Below are 17,300 nucleotides of genomic sequence, written 5' to 3'. Positions count from 1 at the left end.
CTAATGTAGCAGCTTTTTATCTATTTAATAAAATAGATTAATATGCAGATTTAAATTGAAAAACTCGATCATTATCTAGCAAATTACTTTCTAACAATTTTTGACCTTTACTGGTCACTTGCCACAACATCCGCTGACGGTCATCTCGGCCATTGGGCACAATCCAGTCATTCTGCCGCATCTGGCTTTTAATGCTGTGTAAAGCACGAATATTCACTTGTGCCCGCGCAACCGCATGTGCACGTGGCATCTCAATACGTGCATCATCCAAACCTGTTTCATTCAAAAACTCATTCATACGTTTAGAGAAGAATTCTTCAGGGGTTGGATTAACAAAGGTTGCGCCTAAAATCGACAAAAGCTGCGCCCACGTCATTTTCTTCTGTACTTTTAATTCTTTGAAATTACCATCTTGATAAGCGTGCATGCGGTATTCAAATGAAAATAGTTCATGCATCGACACTTTTGGTAAAGATAAGAACGGATCAACTTCGCGTTTTCCAGACTCTGTTTCGAGTTGAACTAACTGGGCTTTTAAACGATCAATTTCATCATGTAAAGCTTGAGTATTCTGTGGGCGTACCCAACCTGTAACAGGATAGCGTTCTAGCATTTGTGGCATGTTCAATCGAACTGCCATTTCTAAATCACGCAAACTACGATAGGTAAAAACTTGATCGACTTCATTTTGTAATAGTTTTCTAAATCCTTTAAATTTTTCACGAAGTTCAGGTTTAGCATCATGTAACGCATCATCACGTGAATCTGGATCATCATGCATAAACACAATGACAGGTTTTTGCTTGGTCACCGCATAGATGTATTCAAGGTGCATATAGCCCACACCAGACACAGACTGCTCACCGTATTGACTGCCCAATAAAATCATCACATAGTCACAATCGTCAATTTGACGACGTGCAAAAGCAGTGCTCAATGGTGTGCGTTGTTCTAGCCCCCATGAGAAAAACCCCATTCCCACAAGCGTCTGAGCCAAAATAATCCGTTCTGGCTGCATTTCGCTACCAGATGTGGAAATGAATACTTGATAACGCTTATCGAGCATTAGTGATCCTCTCCCGCTGCATAACGCACTCAGCATCGAATTGATCTTAGCTGGAAAATGCGACATGACTACCCCAATATAAAACTAATTTTTTCATTTAACGTTGTCCAAAATGACTGATTTAGTCTTCTGAACTTATAAGTCCGATGTTGGCAATGTTCCAAGAAATATCATCTTGAATCAGGCGCGCCACAACCGGTTTTAAATTTTCCGCATTATTGCCACTGACATAGCATTCTATACGCAAACAATTTTCTCGTTTCTGATCAAATAATAACTCATTTTTAATCAAAATTCGGGCTGTTTGTCGTGCAACTGCAAAACCTGAGTCAATTAATGTCAGCTTCTGACCAAAAATATACTGAATTGCCGATTTTAGGAAGGGGTAATGTGTACATCCAAGCACTAAAAAATCTGCACCTTGATTTACAACTGGCTGTAAAACCTCAGTTAATGTGTTAAGACAAGCCTCACTCATCTGCGCGCCTGCTTCTACAAAGGGTACTAATTCCAAACTGGTAACAGTCAGAACATTGACCCCTGCCGGCTCAGCAAAACGATGCATCACATCTTTAATCAACTTTCCACGAAATGTCGCAGGTGTTGCAAGAACAGCCACTGTTTTACTTTTTGTTTGCAGAACGGCAGGCTTTAACGCAGGAACTAAACCAATAATGGGGAAGTTCTCCCCATAATGTTCACGCAAATAATCCAAACTAAAGGCAGATGCCGTGTTACATGCCACGACAGCGACTTTACAGCCTTGGCGGTATAACCACTCTATGGCATGTGCAGTCAATTCACGTATATTTTGATCATCACGTGGCCCATAGGGTACATGTGCAGTATCGGCATAATACACAATACGTTCATTCGGCAAATAGCGCGCAATTTCCAAGGCCACAGATAAGCCACCAATCCCCGAATCAAATAAACCGATCGGTGCATCTGCGCCAGCTTTCGGCATGGGTACATCCAGTGGGTAAATGGGGTGAATGGCGGTCATAGGATCACTTATATGTTGTTCAGAATGACAAGGTGGAAAGCTTAAACCTCAGGTGCCTAATTGCAAGCTCAAATCACCACTTTGTAACACTAAAATGGATTCACCTTTTTCATTTTCAAGCAGTTCACCCATCTCAACCAAATGAAAGAATGCGGCACGCTGGATCAGTGCATTAATTCCAAAACGCACATGTACATAGGGGCGCAATTCACCTTGATATTCACGCATAAAAATAGGATGTTCATCATCCACAACAATCACGTCTTGTGTTGTGGTCGTAAACTGGATATAGCGCTTATTTTCTAGCTCAAGCATATCGACTTGATTAACAAATAAAGGCTCATCTTCTACCTGTATTTCAATCTGCTCGACTGGGGTCTTTAAATAGAACTTGCTGTCTTCTTTCCATAGTACTGTCGAGAACAAGTCAATAAGCGCTTGGCGTTTGATCAATTGACCATCGTGCCACCATTCTCCATTGGCTAAAACCTTCAGATCCATTGCACCACAATGCTTTGGATGCCATTGATCTAATGGTGGGATTGACCTTTTGTGACCGGACTGTCCATCTTTTAAGTATTGTGCAATGTTCATTAAATTTCTATCATCCCTATTAATGACTTTTTTCGTCGGGTTTCCGATCAATTGCTGCTTCATCCGCCTAATAAATACCTTAGTGACGGAAAAATAATATGATTCAGCCAATTGGCTAGAACTCGGTTTAAAACTATACTAGCCCACAATATTCAAGACACGATAGAAAAATTGTGTCTGGGCATTAAGAACACTCATGGCAGCACCATTTAAATGAGTTAAATGGATGCCACCTTCCGAAATATGAGGAGTCCTACATGGAACACATCGAACGTGAATCGATGGAGTTTGACGTAGTTATCGTCGGTGCAGGTCCTGCCGGCCTATCTGCTGCGATTAAAATTCGTCAACTTGCAATTGAAAATAACCTAAACGATCTGTCCGTTTGTGTCGTGGAAAAGGGCTCCGAAGTTGGTGCGCACATTCTATCCGGTGCTGTGCTAGAACCTCGCGCAATGAATGAATTGTTCCCAGACTGGAAAGAACAAGGTGCGCCTTTAAATGTGCCTGTAACTGAAGATAAAACCTTCTTCTTATTGTCTGATGAAAAATCACAAGAAGCACCGCATTGGATGGTACCAAAAACCATGCATAACGATGGTAACTATGTTATTTCGTTAGGTAACGTGGTTCGCTGGTTAGGTGCTAAAGCTGAAGAATTAGAAGTGTCTATTTTCCCAGGCTTTGCAGCGTCTGAAATTCTTTACCATGAAGACGGGACTGTGAAAGGTATTCAGACTGGCGACATGGGTATTGGTAAAGATGGCGAACCAACGCACAACTTTACCCCTGGCTATGAACTGCATGCGAAATACACATTATTTGCTGAAGGCTGTCGTGGTCACTTGGGTAAACGTCTGATTGCTCAGTTCAACTTAGATAAAGATGCTGATCCGCAACATTACGGTATTGGTATTAAAGAACTTTGGGAAATCGACCCTGCTAAACACAAGCCAGGTCTGGTGATGCACGGTGCAGGTTGGCCTTTAAGTGAAACAGGTTCTTCAGGTGGTTGGTGGTTATACCACGCTGAAAACAACCAAGTGACGTTGGGTATGATCGTTGACTTATCATATACCAATCCACACATGTATCCATTTATGGAAATGCAGCGTTGGAAAACACATCCACTAATCAAGCAATATCTTGAAGGTGGCAAACGTATTTCTTATGGTGCACGTGCAGTTGTAAAAGGTGGTTTCAACTCTTTACCTAAATTCACTTTCCCAGGCGGTAGCTTAATTGGTGATGACGCAGGCTTCCTAAACTTTGCGAAAATCAAAGGCTCTCATACAGCGATGAAATCAGGCATGCTCTGTGGTGAAGCTGTATTTGAAGCGATTGCTGCGGGTGTGGAAAAAGGCGGCGACCTTGCCATTGCACGTGTGACTGAAGGTGAAGACTTCTTCACTAAAGAGTTAACTGCTTATACTGACAAGTTTAACAACAGTTGGTTGAAAGAAGAGTTATATAACTCTCGTAACTTCGGCCCTGCTATGCATAAGTTCGGTCAATGGATGGGTGGTGCGTTCAACTTTGTTGATCAAAACATCTTTAAAGTGCCATTTACACTACATGACTTACAGCCAGACTTCAGCGCTTTAAAAACTGTCGATGCTGCGAACTTCAAACCGAATTATCCAAAACCAGATGGTAAAATTACATTTGACCGTCTGTCTTCAGTATTCGTATCGAATACCGTTCACGAAGAGAACCAGCCTGCTCACTTGAAACTGACAGATGCTTCTATTCCTGTAAATGTGAACTTACCAAAATGGGATGAGCCTGCTCAGCGCTATTGCCCTGCTGGTGTTTATGAAATTATGGAAGAGAATGACGGTTCTAAGCGTTTCCAAATTAACGCAGCAAACTGTGTTCACTGTAAGACGTGTGATATCAAAGATCCGTCTCAAAACATTACTTGGGTAACACCTGAGGGTGGCGGTGGTCCTAATTACCCGAACATGTAATTAGTACCCGAACATGTAATCTCTTTTGATATAAAAATAAACCCGCTTAGTGCGGGTTTATTCTCAGTTAAAATAATTTATTCAAAGTTAGAATTCGTCAAATTTGAATAGTTAAATTATAAATAATATTTGAATACCAAAAATTCATAATCTAACAATAAATATTCTAATTCTAGCTTCTACTCCATAAGAATATGCTTATTCCAATGCATACTCCTCTGCATTTAATATTTGATTCTTATCGATTTTAAATCGATTTGAAATAATTATTTTTGATTTAGTCATTCCACCAAAAACGACTTCACAACTTAAATTTGTTTTTATTCTATTCCTAAAATCTTCAATATTTTTAACACAATGCTCACTATTAGCATCATCTTCCGGACATATTTTCAACAAAAAATCCGATTGAAAAGTATTCTTCTTTCTTTTTTCATCTTTTACTTTTAAATACGCATAAGGTTTGAACTCATTCAACTTGTCACACTCAATACGTGCAAAGTCGAATTGTTCTTTTATCAAAACTTCTTTTAATGAAACTGAACTTATTAAATTTCCTGTAACTGCTAATGCAGGTTTTTCTTCTGAACCGATAATACTGTAGCTTAATTTAAGAGAAGGATTAACAGTAATTTTTCTATCTAAGCTTTGATGATTAGCATTTTGGCAACCCAAAATAAATACAACAAAAGCCAAAATGTATTTTTTTTTCATTTTATTTTCTTCAATTGAGTGAACATCATATCTTCAGCAGACTGGCCCATAAATATTTTTTCTTTCATCATTTCCTTAAATTCAGCATGACTATATTTTGTAGAATAAAAAACATTTGCTCTCTCTCTGGGTTTATCCCTCCACTGCCCTCCTGAATCTGCAACAGCATCGTTACTATCATACGACTTTGGCTCGCATGTTACACTTACCCAATAATTACAATTTGGTGAAGGTTCTCTAAAATAGATTCGAGCACTTACTGGAGTTAATGCACTATACGATAATAAAGTTCCAACAGGATCAATTGTTATAAGTAAATTAACTTTACATATCTTTTTCTTCACTAGTTCAGCTGCTAGGCCAGCTGCGTTCCATCCACCTAAACTATGTCCAATAATATTTACCTGAGTATTCGGTTTTTTTTCTAAGAATTTTTTAATATTGTCAAATGCATCTAATTTTTTCCCTCCAGCTTTCATGCCAGTATATGCTTCCTCATACCCGTAATATTCAATCGTCGCATTTTTAAATTTCTTCTTTTGTGATAAATCAAACTCATCAAAATATTCACCAACAAATCTATTAGGTCCTAAGCCTCTACCTCCTATATTAATAGGCAGATCGTTAGGAGCAAAAGAGTATTTATCAGATGCTCCACCAATAAATGCGGTATAACTATGTGTATATACCACCAGCTGAACAGGAACTACAGGTGGTGTAGGGTTTACATTTCCCATAGTTGTCCTAACTAAGTCAGCATAGGCTTGTTCTTCTAATCCCATCACATCACCACATGTATTTTATATTGTTTATTTAATTCTTCAGTTTCTAACCTAACAAGACCGGATTTATCTAATTTTCCACGTTCAACTTCTTTGTCTGTTTCATCGTAAATAATATATTCCGTACCTGAAGCAAGTTTCTTTCCTTGATGATCCATCACATCAAACCATACGCCATATTTTTGCTTTTCTTTTTCAGGCAAAAATGGAAGCGGCTTATTTACTTTTGCACCCTGTTTAAAATTATGCTGCCCCGCCTTCACTTCAAACTTACCGCTAGTTGTCGGTAATACACCCGCACTACTAATTTCAATCTGACTACCACCCGCAACTAAAACAATTTTTTTGCTCGCTTTGATTTCAACCTTATCTTCAGTCGAAATAATTTGAATACCCTTTCGTGCAATCAAGTCTGCCCCATCTCCTTGAGCTTGGATTTCAACTTTGCCTTTGCCTGCATACGCACGGAATCCCTCTTGTGCTGCAAATAGACTGATCTTAGTTTGTGCATGAACAATCAAGGATTTTTGACTACTGAGGTTGATGCTATCGCCTGCACTTTGGCTGATCTGCCCATCTGCTGAAAGATGAATATCTTCCTGACTACTCACAGCAATTGAGTTCGGTGCAGATAAAATCATTAAGGCTTGTTTAAAGGCATCGGCTTTTTCTTTACTTCCTTTTTCGATTTGTCCAAGGAATTTTTTCAGATTATCCAATACTTCAAGTGGGTCAGTTTGTTGATTTTTCGCCACTTCACTTAAGGCTTTGCTACTGTTTAAGTTGGCTTCGATTTGTTCTTTTGCAGCTTGTGCGTCGAGGTGCATTGCTGCTGCTTGTTGTTGTGGGTGTGTGCTGACAAGTAGCCCCTGTCCTGCACGTACTGCGCCCCACTGGTCGGTTCTCAGTTCAAAACCTTCACCTCGTCCTGCACTTTCTGCGGTTTCTTTGGGATGACTGAGGTTACCGAGGTTGAGCTGAGTGGCACCATGGGTGCTTTGTAATTGTGTCGAAATTTGTCCTGTGGTGTCATCAAAGCGCAGTTGTCCAAAGCCTTCCCCTTGGACTTCCTTACTTTTTATTCCAGCCAGTTTTTTGGTGTCTGGCAGTTTACCTTTACTATCAAATTGCGTCGGACTGCGCTGTGCTTCATGGATGCGCCCCACCACAAATGGTCGGTAATATTACCGTCAAAGAAATCTATCACCACGATTTCATTAATACGCGGTAAGAAGCGTGCGCCATAACCGTCACCGGCCCATGGGGTAAGCACATCTACCCATGCAGAATCCGTATCATTGTTATTACTGCCTGCACCGCCATCATGGCTGTGGTCATCACCTCGGGTAAATAAGAAGCGAACTTTAATTCGTCCCCATTCATCGACATGGATTTCTTCACCACTTGGCCCAACCACTTTGGCGCGTTGCGGATGGGTACTTGGACGGTGTTCGAGTGGGTTATATGCAGGAACCGTAGGAATATTACGTCGTTGCAGAATTAAGTTATTGGCTTGCCGTTCTGCCTGTTCATGGATCGGTTTAATCTTCCACTGACTTTGTTCAATCAGTTGATTGACTTGTTCGGCGAGATCTTTGGGTAAGTTATTTTGGTTATAGAATTTCTTTTCGGTAATTAGAAACTCTTTATCTGCGCCAGTGTGTTGATCAATTTCTGGGTGTTCATTCAGTTCAAACCAATAGCCAACTTGAACATCACGCACTGTCGATTGTGCAGCGAATTGTTTGGATTGTAATTCGTTATAGCGTGTTAAGTTCTGATTCAGTTTTTCAATTTGGCTGTTAGATGAAGCGGTAGCTTGATCTTCGCCTTTTAAATCTTGCATCCATGCTGGGCTGACATGCCATGCTTGTTCAAGACTTAAACTGGCATTGTCATGGCTTTGACTATGCTGATGTTTGCTTTGGACTGAACCAGCACCTTCTTCTTGACTAAGCCCATCAGCTTGCCAGCGCTGCACATGTACCGCAGTCGGTTGAATACTCCGTTCACTGATCAAGCTGGTAATGCTGTCTTGTTTTTCTGTGGCACTAGAGCGATGAAAGCGGATACTACGACGGCTGAGTGCTTGAAATTGGCTATTATCATCGATCAGGCGAAGTTTTTGTTTTTCAATTGGGGCTGAGGAATGTGGCACTTTCAGCTGCGCTTCATCAATGAGCCAGTTGATACCTTCACTGCGCCATAGCCGCGTTAAAAAATCATAGTCTGTTTCATTCGACTGCATAATGAATGGTCGAACATCATAGTTCTCACTTAAACCGCTTAGATCAAGCGTTAGACTTGCTGCGAAAAGCGGGCTTTTGCTTTGCCATTCTTTAAACAGAGTCTCGCTGACATCACGCACCGATTTGTTCATAAACACACGGCTGTTGCGGCGTTTATGCCATAGCGACGTTGCGTCTTCTAAACTAAGTTTATATAGCGTGAGTGAACCGTCACTCTGCCCTTGGGTGGCTTCAGTAATAATACCCGTGGTACGAAAGAGTTCGCCTTGATCGGTCACTTGATCAACTGCGACTTGTGCGCCAATAAATTGTTTTAATGGAATAAGGGCATTGGTGGATAGGCAAATCAAAGTCGCTTGCACGCCCTGATTCAATACATGCTCCCCATCAATACGTTGAATAAAAATCTCTGCGTTCAAAGCAGGATTGGAAAATTGAACATGAATAGCGCGTTTTTGGGCAGATAGGCCTAACTGATCCAAAATATTAGTAATTGTATTTAGCATAGTAAAAATTAAAAAATTTAATAGTTATTCATGATTATTACGGCAAAATTATAACAGCGACGAAGCGCATCTAGCCTGCGATTTTTTTAGTCTTATGTAACTGGATCAGCTTGCTCAAACCACTATAGAACAAGCTGTAGAGTACTCATTATCCTTTTTGCACCAAATAATGAAATTCTTTATTGCCATTTTCGTCAAGATATTCTTCTTGAAGTAAAAGCTCATGTCCTAAATGCATACAGAACTTTGGAATATCCCATGATGTTGAATTATCAGTCGCAAAAACTTCAACAATATCACCTGATTTAGATTTACGAATCGCTTGATGCAACATCATTACAGGTTCAGGACAGCGTAAACCACGCGTATTTAATTGAGTTTTAACTTCACCAAATTCAGACATGTATACAAAACCAAAACTTTATAAGGTCATGATTATAACCGTTTCCATTTATTTTTTCCGATCAAGCTGAGAGGATTTACAACATTCAGAAAATAGTACAACTCAACCTCAATCACATAAATTAAATATGAACGATGGGTAAATAGATTTCACACATTAATAGATAGACAACTGTCTAGACTACGGTATGATAAAATCATAATTTTTAGATAGTAAGAGTCTTCAGGAAAGATCATGCAAGAGGAATCAGGCCCGTCGTGGGGCATGCGCGGCTTACGTAAATGGCTGGGTACTGCACCAGAAACCCGTGACGAACTGTTAAAATTGGTACAAGATTCACGTCGCTTTTTAGAACCCGATACGGTGGCAATGCTTGAAGGTGTACTGGATTTACCAGCAACAAAAATTCGTGAAGTGATGACGCCGCGCACGGCAATGATCAGCTTACAAGAAGATGATCAACTACTCGACATTTTGCACGTCCTCGTAGAATCAGCACATTCTCGTTTTCCCGTGTTCTCTGCAGATCAACCCGACAATGTCGTGGGCATCCTGTTAGCCAAAGATTTGTTGCCATTTTTGACCGAACCCACCACCAAAGTGGATATTCGCGCCCTGATGCGCCAACCCTTATTTGTCCCTGAAAGTGCTCGTTCTGACCAAGTTTTACGTATGTTGAAAAATACTCAAACCCATATTGCTGTTGTTATTGATGAATATGGTACAACTTCAGGACTGGTGACTTTAGAAGACATTTTGGAAGAAATTGTCGGTGAAATTGAAGATGAACACGACAAAGTTGATGAAGAAGCCCAATTCATTATTCCTGACGATGATCCACTCAGTGCAAACACATGGTTAGTTCAAGCACTTACACCAATCGAACATTTCAACAATGTTTTAGATGCTGAATTTTCTGATGATGAAGTAGAAACTGTGGGCGGCTTACTGCTTCAAGAAATGGGTCTCGTGAGTGATTTACAAGGTCAAGTGATTGAACTTGAAAATTGGGAATTTACCATTTTGGAAGCAGATGCACGAACTATTCATCTGATCCGAGCTGTCCGTAAATGAGAACCTATTTTGATAAGCTGTTAAACTCATCACAACAAAAAAAACAGCTGCCCATCATCTACCCTTTACTTATTTCTTTATTTTCAGGTGCCATCTCCAGCTTGTCGCTGGCACCTTATCATTATTGGTGGTTGGCAATTCTGTCACCTGCCCTACTTTATGCTTGCCTCAGTAAACGAACAGCGAAACAGTCCTTTTTCATAGGCTTAGCTTATGGCTTTGGACTGTGGTTTGTCGGTGCTTTTTGGCTTTATACATCCATACATGTGTATGGCGATACCAATGCTGTACTTAGTGTCCTAATGATTGCGATCATGGCATTGGTTATGGGGCTATTCACCGCAGTGCAAACTTGGGTCTATCGCCGTTTTTTCCCAGAAACTCCTCTGACCTTTGCACCATTGTGGGTATTCTTTGAGTGGAGTAAAACTTGGGTCTTTACTGGCTTCCCTTGGCTATTTGCAGGCTACGCTTTTACTGAACGTTTTCTTGATAGTTATGCGCCCTTATTCGGAATTTTCGGTGTTTCATTTGTCGTCATCCTGTTAGCCTGCGCATTGGTTGAAATTTTACGTAAACGTATCTTCTGGATTATCCCTTCTGCCATAGTACTTTTAGGTGCATGGGGTGCAGCACAACTGGAGTTTGTGCAACCAAAAGCTGAAAAACCAATCAGCGTATCTTTAATTCAAGGTAACATCCCACAAGATGAAAAATGGCTCATTGAGAAGCAAACTGACACCTTAATTAAATATGCTTCACTCAGCCGTACAGAATGGGGCCGAGACTTAATCGTTTGGCCTGAATCCTCTATTCCAATGTTCCAAACTGACATTGAACCGTTTTTAGATGCAATGAATATGCAAGCAACTAAAACTGGGACAGCATGGGTGACAGGCATCCCTTATTGGGATTTGGCTGAATCGCAGCAAAATAATCACCCAATGTACTACAACAGTATTTTAGCTACTGGTGATGAAGCTTCTGGTCTATACAAAAAGCAGCGTCTCGTACCTTTTGGTGAATATATTCCCCTCTCTGGTATGTTGAGTTGGGTTTTACCTGCATTGCAAAATGATCCGTCTATGAGTGGATTTTCGCGCGGTGCTAGTGATCAAAAACCATTACAGGTAAAAGGTCATGATTTAGGTACTGCGATCTGCTATGAAGTGGCCTATCCAAACTTAACGCGTCGTAATGCAAGTCAGAGCGATTTCCTCGTTACCATCTCAAATGATGCATGGTTTACGGGCACCGCCAGTCCACATCAACACTTACAAATGGTACAAATGCGCGCCAAAGAAAATGGCCGTTGGTTTATTCGTGCTACCAATACGGGTATTACTGCGTTTATCGATCATAATGGTCATATCGTAAAACGCGCACCAATGGATAAGGATGCGGTGTTACGCGGTGAACTTCCTGCAATGCAAGGTGAGACTCTTTATACCCGCTTAAGTGATTGGCCAGTGCTGATTTTCTCATTACTTTTATTGGTACTTGGCTGGATATACCGTCCACGTAAAGTAGATGTATCTTTCAAATCACGTCGTTAATCATTATGTGAAAGCTTATTTGTTTAATAAGCTATAAATGAATAAAAAAACCGAGCAGATGCTCGGTTTTTTTATTCATTTATTCAAAACTATTGGTTTCAAAGTAATTTCGCACCTAAGGGAACATCTTGATCGGGCACACAAAGCGCCACATGACCATCCATATTATGAAAACCTGTGACTAAACATTCGGACTGAATTGGCCCAATTTGTTTTTTAGGAAAATTAATCACTGCGACCACCAATTTCCCAATCAATTGTTCAGGCTGATATAACTGCGTAATTTGCGCACTGGATTTTTTAATCCCGATAACTTCTCCAAAGTCGACATGCAAAATATATGCAGCTTTACGCGCTTGCTCAAAAACCTCAGCTTGCACAATGCGCCCTACACGAAGCTCAACTTTAAAAAAATCCTGCCAATCTATTGTTTCCATCAGATCCACGCACTGTTTATTATTGTGATGGAACAGTATAAGTGTGAATAAATTCAACGCCATCCATAAGCATAGACAAAGCATCCTTCAATACAGACAAACAGCGGTTCGTCATCGCACCTTTGAAACAAAATATTAAATTGAATAGAGCTTTTAATTGGCATAAAAAAACCAGAGCGATCTCTGGTTTTTAAACGGGTCAATACTTAAGACTGGTGCAATGCTGAATTTAAAATTGAGTGACTAAATACGACATCATTGCTGCAAGTGATAACATAGGAATATATCTGTAAATACGAACAATAACTTGTTCAAGCGCAGAATGGTGCTGTTCATTCAGTGTCGCAACTGTTGCTTTTAGCGCAGACCAAAAACTTAAAGCCAGTAATGAGCTCATGAGACTAATTGCAAAAAAGCCCACCATAATTTGGCTACTGCCCTCTGTGCTTTGCCACAAATGAACAATGCCTTGGCTCAACGGCAATATGCTTAAAATCAAAAGAACAGATTTCAGCATTGACCAATGAAACTGGTTGATTTCATCCGTTAACAATAATGCTTTCATTCTATCCTCCATGGCTAAATAAGTACCATAAGAGATATTATGCGTGGTTTTATTTAAATGAAAAGTCCATATTTCTCCATATTTTACGATAATTGTAATCAATAAAATTGGGAATAATTCTTATTATAAATATCAACTTTAAGTTATTATATTATTTTAATAAAATTCAATAATTTAACATTATAAGTATAATTAAGATTTATTATCACTTCACTCAAAATTGAATCAACCAATTAAGTGAAGTGATTAAATCCATAAAACCTGAATCTATAATTATTCTCAATTAATGCTTATAGAAAATATCTGCATCATTATCGGTACCACCGGATTGACCATCTGCACCAAACGAATAAAGATCATATGGGCGACCTTCCGATCCCGGAATCACATATTGGATATCGTTATCCCAACTGTCTTTCGGGTAGCCACCTTTAACATAGCCACCTGGTAACCAATTTTTTGCAGACTCTGGTTTGGTAATTAAGGCATTTAAACCACCATCTTGCATCGATGGAAATTTACCATTATCCATTTTGTACTGATCCAACGCCCCTGCAACAGACTTCAAGGTAATGACAGAGGTATCGACTTTGGCTTTTTCACCACGGCCCATCACATTTGGAACAATCAATGCAGCTAAAACGCCTAAAATGACGATCACCACCATGACTTCAATTAACGTAAAACCTTGTTGCTTCATATTTTTAATCTTCTGCTGCATGTTACATATCTCTGTTTAAGCAAGCTCTAAATCATATTGTTCATGTTTACGATTGGAAGCATCACTGCAATCACAATCACCAAAACAATGCTGGCCATAAACACCAACATCAATGGTTCCAAAAGTGCCAATAAGGTTGAAATCAGGGTTGTGACTTCGCGATCTTGCATGGTGGATGCACGTTCGAGCATACGATCCAATTCGCCTGAACTTTCGCCACTTTTGATCATTTGTACCATCATCGGTGGAAAATAACCACTTCGCTCAAGCTGTGTTGCCAAATTACCACCTTCAGTTACTTTCTCTGCAGCTAAATTGACAGAGTCTCGAATCACCCAGTTATTACTGACGGCTGCACCAATCTTGAGTGCATCGACCAGCGGAACGCCCGACTTGGTTAAAATAGACAACGTACTGGCAAAACGTGCCGCGTTAATCCCTTTCGACAATTTAGAAAATAATGGTAATTTTAAGGTCAGTCGATCAAAGGCATAGTGCCCTGCTGCTGTTCTTAAAAAACGTACCAACAGAAAAATACCCAGCACACTACCCACCAATAAAAATGGCCAGGCCATGCGAATGAAATCGCTGGCTTTCATTAACGCCACGGTAATCCATGGTAAGGTATCTTTGCTTTGATCAAATGTTTTGACAATATCAGGTACAACATAGGTCATGAGACCCATCACAATACCGAAAGACATCAACATTAGAATAATGGGATAGATCATCGCGCCTTGCACTTTCTTTTGCATGGCGAAGCGGTTTTCAGTGTAATCCGCAAGTTGGTCTAAAATTAAATCAAGATGCCCTGAACGTTCGCCTGCGGCAATGGTGGCAATATAAAGGTCTGGAAAGCGCCCTGCCTGTTGTAGTGCATTGGCCAATGAATGACCTTCGAGTACTTTCGAACGAACCGACATTAATAAATTTTGCACATGGGCTTTTTCGTTTTGCTTGCCTACAGCACGAATTGCTTCTTCTAAAGGAATCGCAGCTGCCACTAACACAGAAAGTTGACGGGTCAACAATGCCAAATCATAGGCGGTTAGACCCTTTTGAAACCAACCTTGCTGATGATGTTTGTCTTTTTGCTCAATTGGATCGACAGCAACGGGTATAAGCGACTGGTCTCGAAGTTGCTGACGAATTTGTCGTGCAGAATCACCCTCAAGCACACCCTTCTGCTGCTTCCCTGAAGCATCTATGGCGGTAAACTGATATGCAGGCATTGTAATGCTCTAATTTTCCAAAATATCCATCAGCGCAGTTGCGTCTGACCATCAAAATCATTCATATTCTTAGATATAAAATATGAGCTCACTCTAACACAACTCTTTTACGATCTCGACGAAATTTAATCAGGAACTTATCCACGTTTTATGTCAAATTCAGCGAACATTTCTCAGCCTATTTACCGTATCCGTGTTGCTGTTCCGGTTTATCTGTATGACTGTTTTGATTACAGCTTAAGTCAAGAGCAATATCAACATGCACAGGTTGGTGCACGTGTCGCTGTGTCATTTGGTCGACAAAATTTGACTGGCATTATTGTTGAAAAAATTGCACCCGATGCCCCGCTTGATTCCAGCTTTAAACTCAAAGCCATTACAGAATTACTCGATGACCAAGCAATATTAGATGAGAAAGTTTTAAGTTTATTGACATGGTCAGCGCAGTATTACCAGTTTCCAGTTGGTGAGGTGATGCAAAGTGCCTTACCGACGCTGCTGCGCCAAGGCAAACCTTATAACTTATTGGCACGGACATGGAACCTGATTGACCATAATGCTGAAGCCAAAATTAAACGTTCAGAGCGTCAGCAAGAAGCGTATAAAATACTAAAATTACATCCCACAGGCACAGGTGAAAATCTTTTAAATCTGTCAGGTGTGGAAACAGCAACACTCAAAGCCTTAGAGAAAAAAGGCATCTGCGAATGTGTATTAGCAGAACAAGACTTTAGCCCGATGCCGATGAGCATGGCGCAAATGCCACTTACGGCAAACCCTGACCAAAAAAAAGCCATTGATACCGTATTAAAAGCACGTAAAAAATATCAGGCCTTCCTGCTCGATGGCTTAACCGGCAGTGGTAAAACTGAAGTTTATCTACAGATTATGCAAGAGGTACTAAAACAAGGAAAACAGGTATTGGTTTTAGTTCCTGAGATTGGACTTACTCCACAGACGATTAGCCGCTTTCAGTCCCGCTTCCACTGCAATATTGCCTTATTACATTCGGGGCTAAACGATTCAAAACGTATGCAAGCATGGCAAGCCGCACAAACGGGTAAAGCCTCTATTATTTTGGGTACACGTTCAGCCATTTATACGCCGCTGCCAAATCTAGGTTTGATTGTACTCGATGAAGAGCACGACCTTTCCTTTAAACAACAAGAAGGCTTCCGCTACCACGCACGCGATGTTGCTTTGTTCCGTGGGCATTTAGAGCAATGCCCTGTCATTCTAGGCTCTGCTACACCTAGTATTGAATGCTATGCCCTTGCCAAACAAGGCAAGATGACAATTTTGGAACTCAATCAACGTGCAGGCACCGCAGTGATGCCCAAAATGCATATATTAGATTTAAAAGTTGCGCAAAAACAGCATGGCATTAGCCAACTTTTGATTGGTGAAATTCGTAAACGTCTTGAGAAAAAAGAGCAAGTATTGGTGTTTTTAAACCGCCGTGGTTATGCACCTGTACTGATTTGTGAAAGTTGTGCATGGCAAGCCAAATGCCCACATTGCGATGCCAATTTCACGATTCACCGTACGCCTTATCAACATTTACATTGTCATCACTGCGGCACCATTCACCGTATGCCAGATCACTGTCCACAGTGTAATCATCAGGAGCTCAAATCTATTGGGATGGGCACAGCCAAAGTTGAAGAAAGTTTAAATGAGCTATTTTCTGAACATGACGTCATTCGAGTGGATCGTGACTCGACCAGCCGCGTTGGTAGTTGGCAAAAGATTTATGACAAAATTCAAAAAAGTGAACCTGCAATTTTGCTTGGTACGCAAATGCTGGCCAAAGGTCATCATTTCCCTTACGTGACGTTGGTAGCAATTTTAGATATAGACTCAGGTCTACTCAGCGTAGACTTTCGTGCCATAGAACGTACTGCTCAACTGATTGTGCAGGTCACAGGGCGTGCCGGCCGTGGCGAACGTAAAGGCGATGTATTCCTACAAACATTAAGACCCGAGCATCCCTTACTCAACACACTGGTTAACGAGGATTATCGCAAATTTGCACAGGAAACAATGAAAGAACGGGAAATGGCCTTGATGCCCCCATTTCGTTATGCCGCCTTGATTCGCTGTGAGTCCAAAGATCAACAAGTGAATACGGATTTTTTACAGCAACATGCCCAACAGCTACGTCAAGATTCCGACAATATCATCGATATTTGGGGGCCCATTCCTGCACCGATGGAACGCAAAGCTGGACGCTATCAAGCACATATGGTGCTTTTGTCGCAAGACCGTGCGCGCCTACATTATTACTTACGCTATTGGTGGCAAAACCTATTGCATAACAAGCCATCAAACATGAAGCTCAGTTTAGATATAGACCCACAAGAACTGAGCTAAACGAGTACACTGAATAAACATCAGTTCAGTCATACTGAGCTGATAAAAGCTG

14 protein-coding genes and 1 pseudogene are annotated in these 17,300 nt (G+C 40.7%); 4 read left to right on the top strand and 11 right to left on the bottom strand.

Annotation, left to right across the window (positions count from 1 at the left end):
* Positions 1–37: 37 nt before the first annotated feature.
* The 3 genes from FTV09_RS00775 to FTV09_RS00765 form a co-directional block, all read right to left on the bottom strand.
* A complete protein-coding gene (locus FTV09_RS00775) occupies positions 38–1,066 on the bottom strand; it encodes a DUF4062 domain-containing protein (protein WP_180056296.1) in 1,029 nt (342 codons plus the stop codon).
* Positions 1,067–1,187: 121 nt separating this feature from the next.
* Positions 1,188–2,072 (bottom strand): glutamate racemase, encoded by an 885-nt coding sequence (gene murI / locus FTV09_RS00770; protein WP_067764041.1) that lies wholly within the window; start codon positions 2,070–2,072, stop codon positions 1,188–1,190.
* Positions 2,073–2,120: 48 nt separating this feature from the next.
* Positions 2,121–2,729, bottom strand: a complete 609-nt coding sequence (locus FTV09_RS00765; RefSeq protein WP_180056272.1) for a DUF1285 domain-containing protein — start codon at positions 2,727–2,729, stop codon at positions 2,121–2,123.
* Between the two features lie 194 nt (positions 2,730–2,923).
* Between FTV09_RS00765 and FTV09_RS00760 the strand changes: the two genes are divergently transcribed.
* Entirely contained in the window at positions 2,924–4,636 is a 1,713-nt protein-coding gene (locus tag FTV09_RS00760) for an electron transfer flavoprotein-ubiquinone oxidoreductase (RefSeq protein WP_180026642.1), read from the top strand.
* A 198-nt stretch (positions 4,637–4,834) separates the two neighbouring features.
* On the opposite strand, the gene FTV09_RS00755 is transcribed toward FTV09_RS00760, so the two are convergent.
* The 4 genes and pseudogenes from FTV09_RS00755 to tusA all read right to left on the bottom strand — a co-directional run bounded on the left by FTV09_RS00755 (position 4,835) and on the right by tusA (position 9,290).
* A complete protein-coding gene (locus FTV09_RS00755) occupies positions 4,835–5,350 on the bottom strand; it encodes a hypothetical protein (protein ID WP_180056271.1) in 516 nt (171 codons plus the stop codon).
* Positions 5,347–6,132 carry a lipase family protein gene (locus FTV09_RS00750; protein ID WP_180056270.1) on the bottom strand — a complete coding sequence of 262 codons (786 nt, stop codon included), beginning with the start codon at positions 6,130–6,132 and terminating at the stop codon, positions 5,347–5,349. The genes FTV09_RS00755 and FTV09_RS00750 overlap by 4 nt, the downstream gene beginning before the upstream one ends.
* Positions 6,132–8,887 (bottom strand): annotated as a pseudogene (locus FTV09_RS00745) (type VI secretion system Vgr family protein). Before FTV09_RS00745 ends, FTV09_RS00750 begins: the two are co-directional and overlap by 1 nt.
* Positions 8,888–9,035: 148 nt before the next feature.
* Positions 9,036–9,290, bottom strand: a complete 255-nt coding sequence (gene tusA / locus FTV09_RS00740) for a sulfurtransferase TusA (protein WP_067761197.1) — start codon at positions 9,288–9,290, stop codon at positions 9,036–9,038.
* Between the two features lie 234 nt (positions 9,291–9,524).
* Between tusA and FTV09_RS00735 the strand changes: the two genes are divergently transcribed.
* Both FTV09_RS00735 and lnt read left to right on the top strand, forming a co-directional pair.
* Positions 9,525–10,364 carry an HlyC/CorC family transporter gene (locus FTV09_RS00735; RefSeq protein ID WP_067761204.1) on the top strand — a complete coding sequence of 280 codons (840 nt, stop codon included), beginning with the start codon at positions 9,525–9,527 and terminating at the stop codon, positions 10,362–10,364.
* A complete protein-coding gene (lnt, locus tag FTV09_RS00730) occupies positions 10,361–11,920 on the top strand; it encodes an apolipoprotein N-acyltransferase (RefSeq protein WP_180056269.1) in 1,560 nt (519 codons plus the stop codon). Before FTV09_RS00735 ends, lnt begins: the two co-directional genes overlap by 4 nt.
* Positions 11,921–12,018: 98 nt before the next feature.
* Here the strand turns inward: lnt and FTV09_RS00725 are convergent, their stop codons facing one another.
* From FTV09_RS00725 to gspF, 4 genes are all read right to left on the bottom strand, one after another.
* Positions 12,019–12,357 (bottom strand): tRNA-binding protein, encoded by a 339-nt coding sequence (locus FTV09_RS00725; RefSeq protein WP_067761208.1) that lies wholly within the window; start codon positions 12,355–12,357, stop codon positions 12,019–12,021.
* A 229-nt stretch (positions 12,358–12,586) separates the two neighbouring features.
* The gene (locus tag FTV09_RS00720; RefSeq protein ID WP_067761210.1) at positions 12,587–12,922 is read right to left on the bottom strand and encodes a hypothetical protein; all 336 of its coding nucleotides are present in this window, start codon (positions 12,920–12,922) and stop codon (positions 12,587–12,589) included.
* 283 nt (positions 12,923–13,205) lie between these two features.
* Entirely contained in the window at positions 13,206–13,643 is a 438-nt protein-coding gene (gene gspG / locus FTV09_RS00715) for a type II secretion system major pseudopilin GspG (protein WP_067761211.1), read from the bottom strand.
* A 26-nt stretch (positions 13,644–13,669) separates the two neighbouring features.
* The gene (gene gspF / locus FTV09_RS00710; RefSeq protein WP_067761214.1) at positions 13,670–14,875 is read right to left on the bottom strand and encodes a type II secretion system inner membrane protein GspF; all 1,206 of its coding nucleotides are present in this window, start codon (positions 14,873–14,875) and stop codon (positions 13,670–13,672) included.
* A 150-nt stretch (positions 14,876–15,025) separates the two neighbouring features.
* Here gspF and FTV09_RS00705 point away from each other — a divergent pair, with 150 nt between their 5' ends.
* The gene (locus FTV09_RS00705; protein ID WP_180056268.1) at positions 15,026–17,248 is read left to right on the top strand and encodes a primosomal protein N'; all 2,223 of its coding nucleotides are present in this window, start codon (positions 15,026–15,028) and stop codon (positions 17,246–17,248) included.
* Positions 17,249–17,300: the final 52 nt, after the last annotated feature.

Origin of the sequence: Acinetobacter sp. YH12227 (genome assembly GCF_013417785.1) — a bacterium.
GTDB lineage: Bacteria > Pseudomonadota > Gammaproteobacteria > Pseudomonadales > Moraxellaceae > Acinetobacter > Acinetobacter gandensis.
The sequence above is the reverse complement of the archived record's forward strand: the minus strand, read 5'-3'. Positions and strand labels throughout refer to the sequence as shown.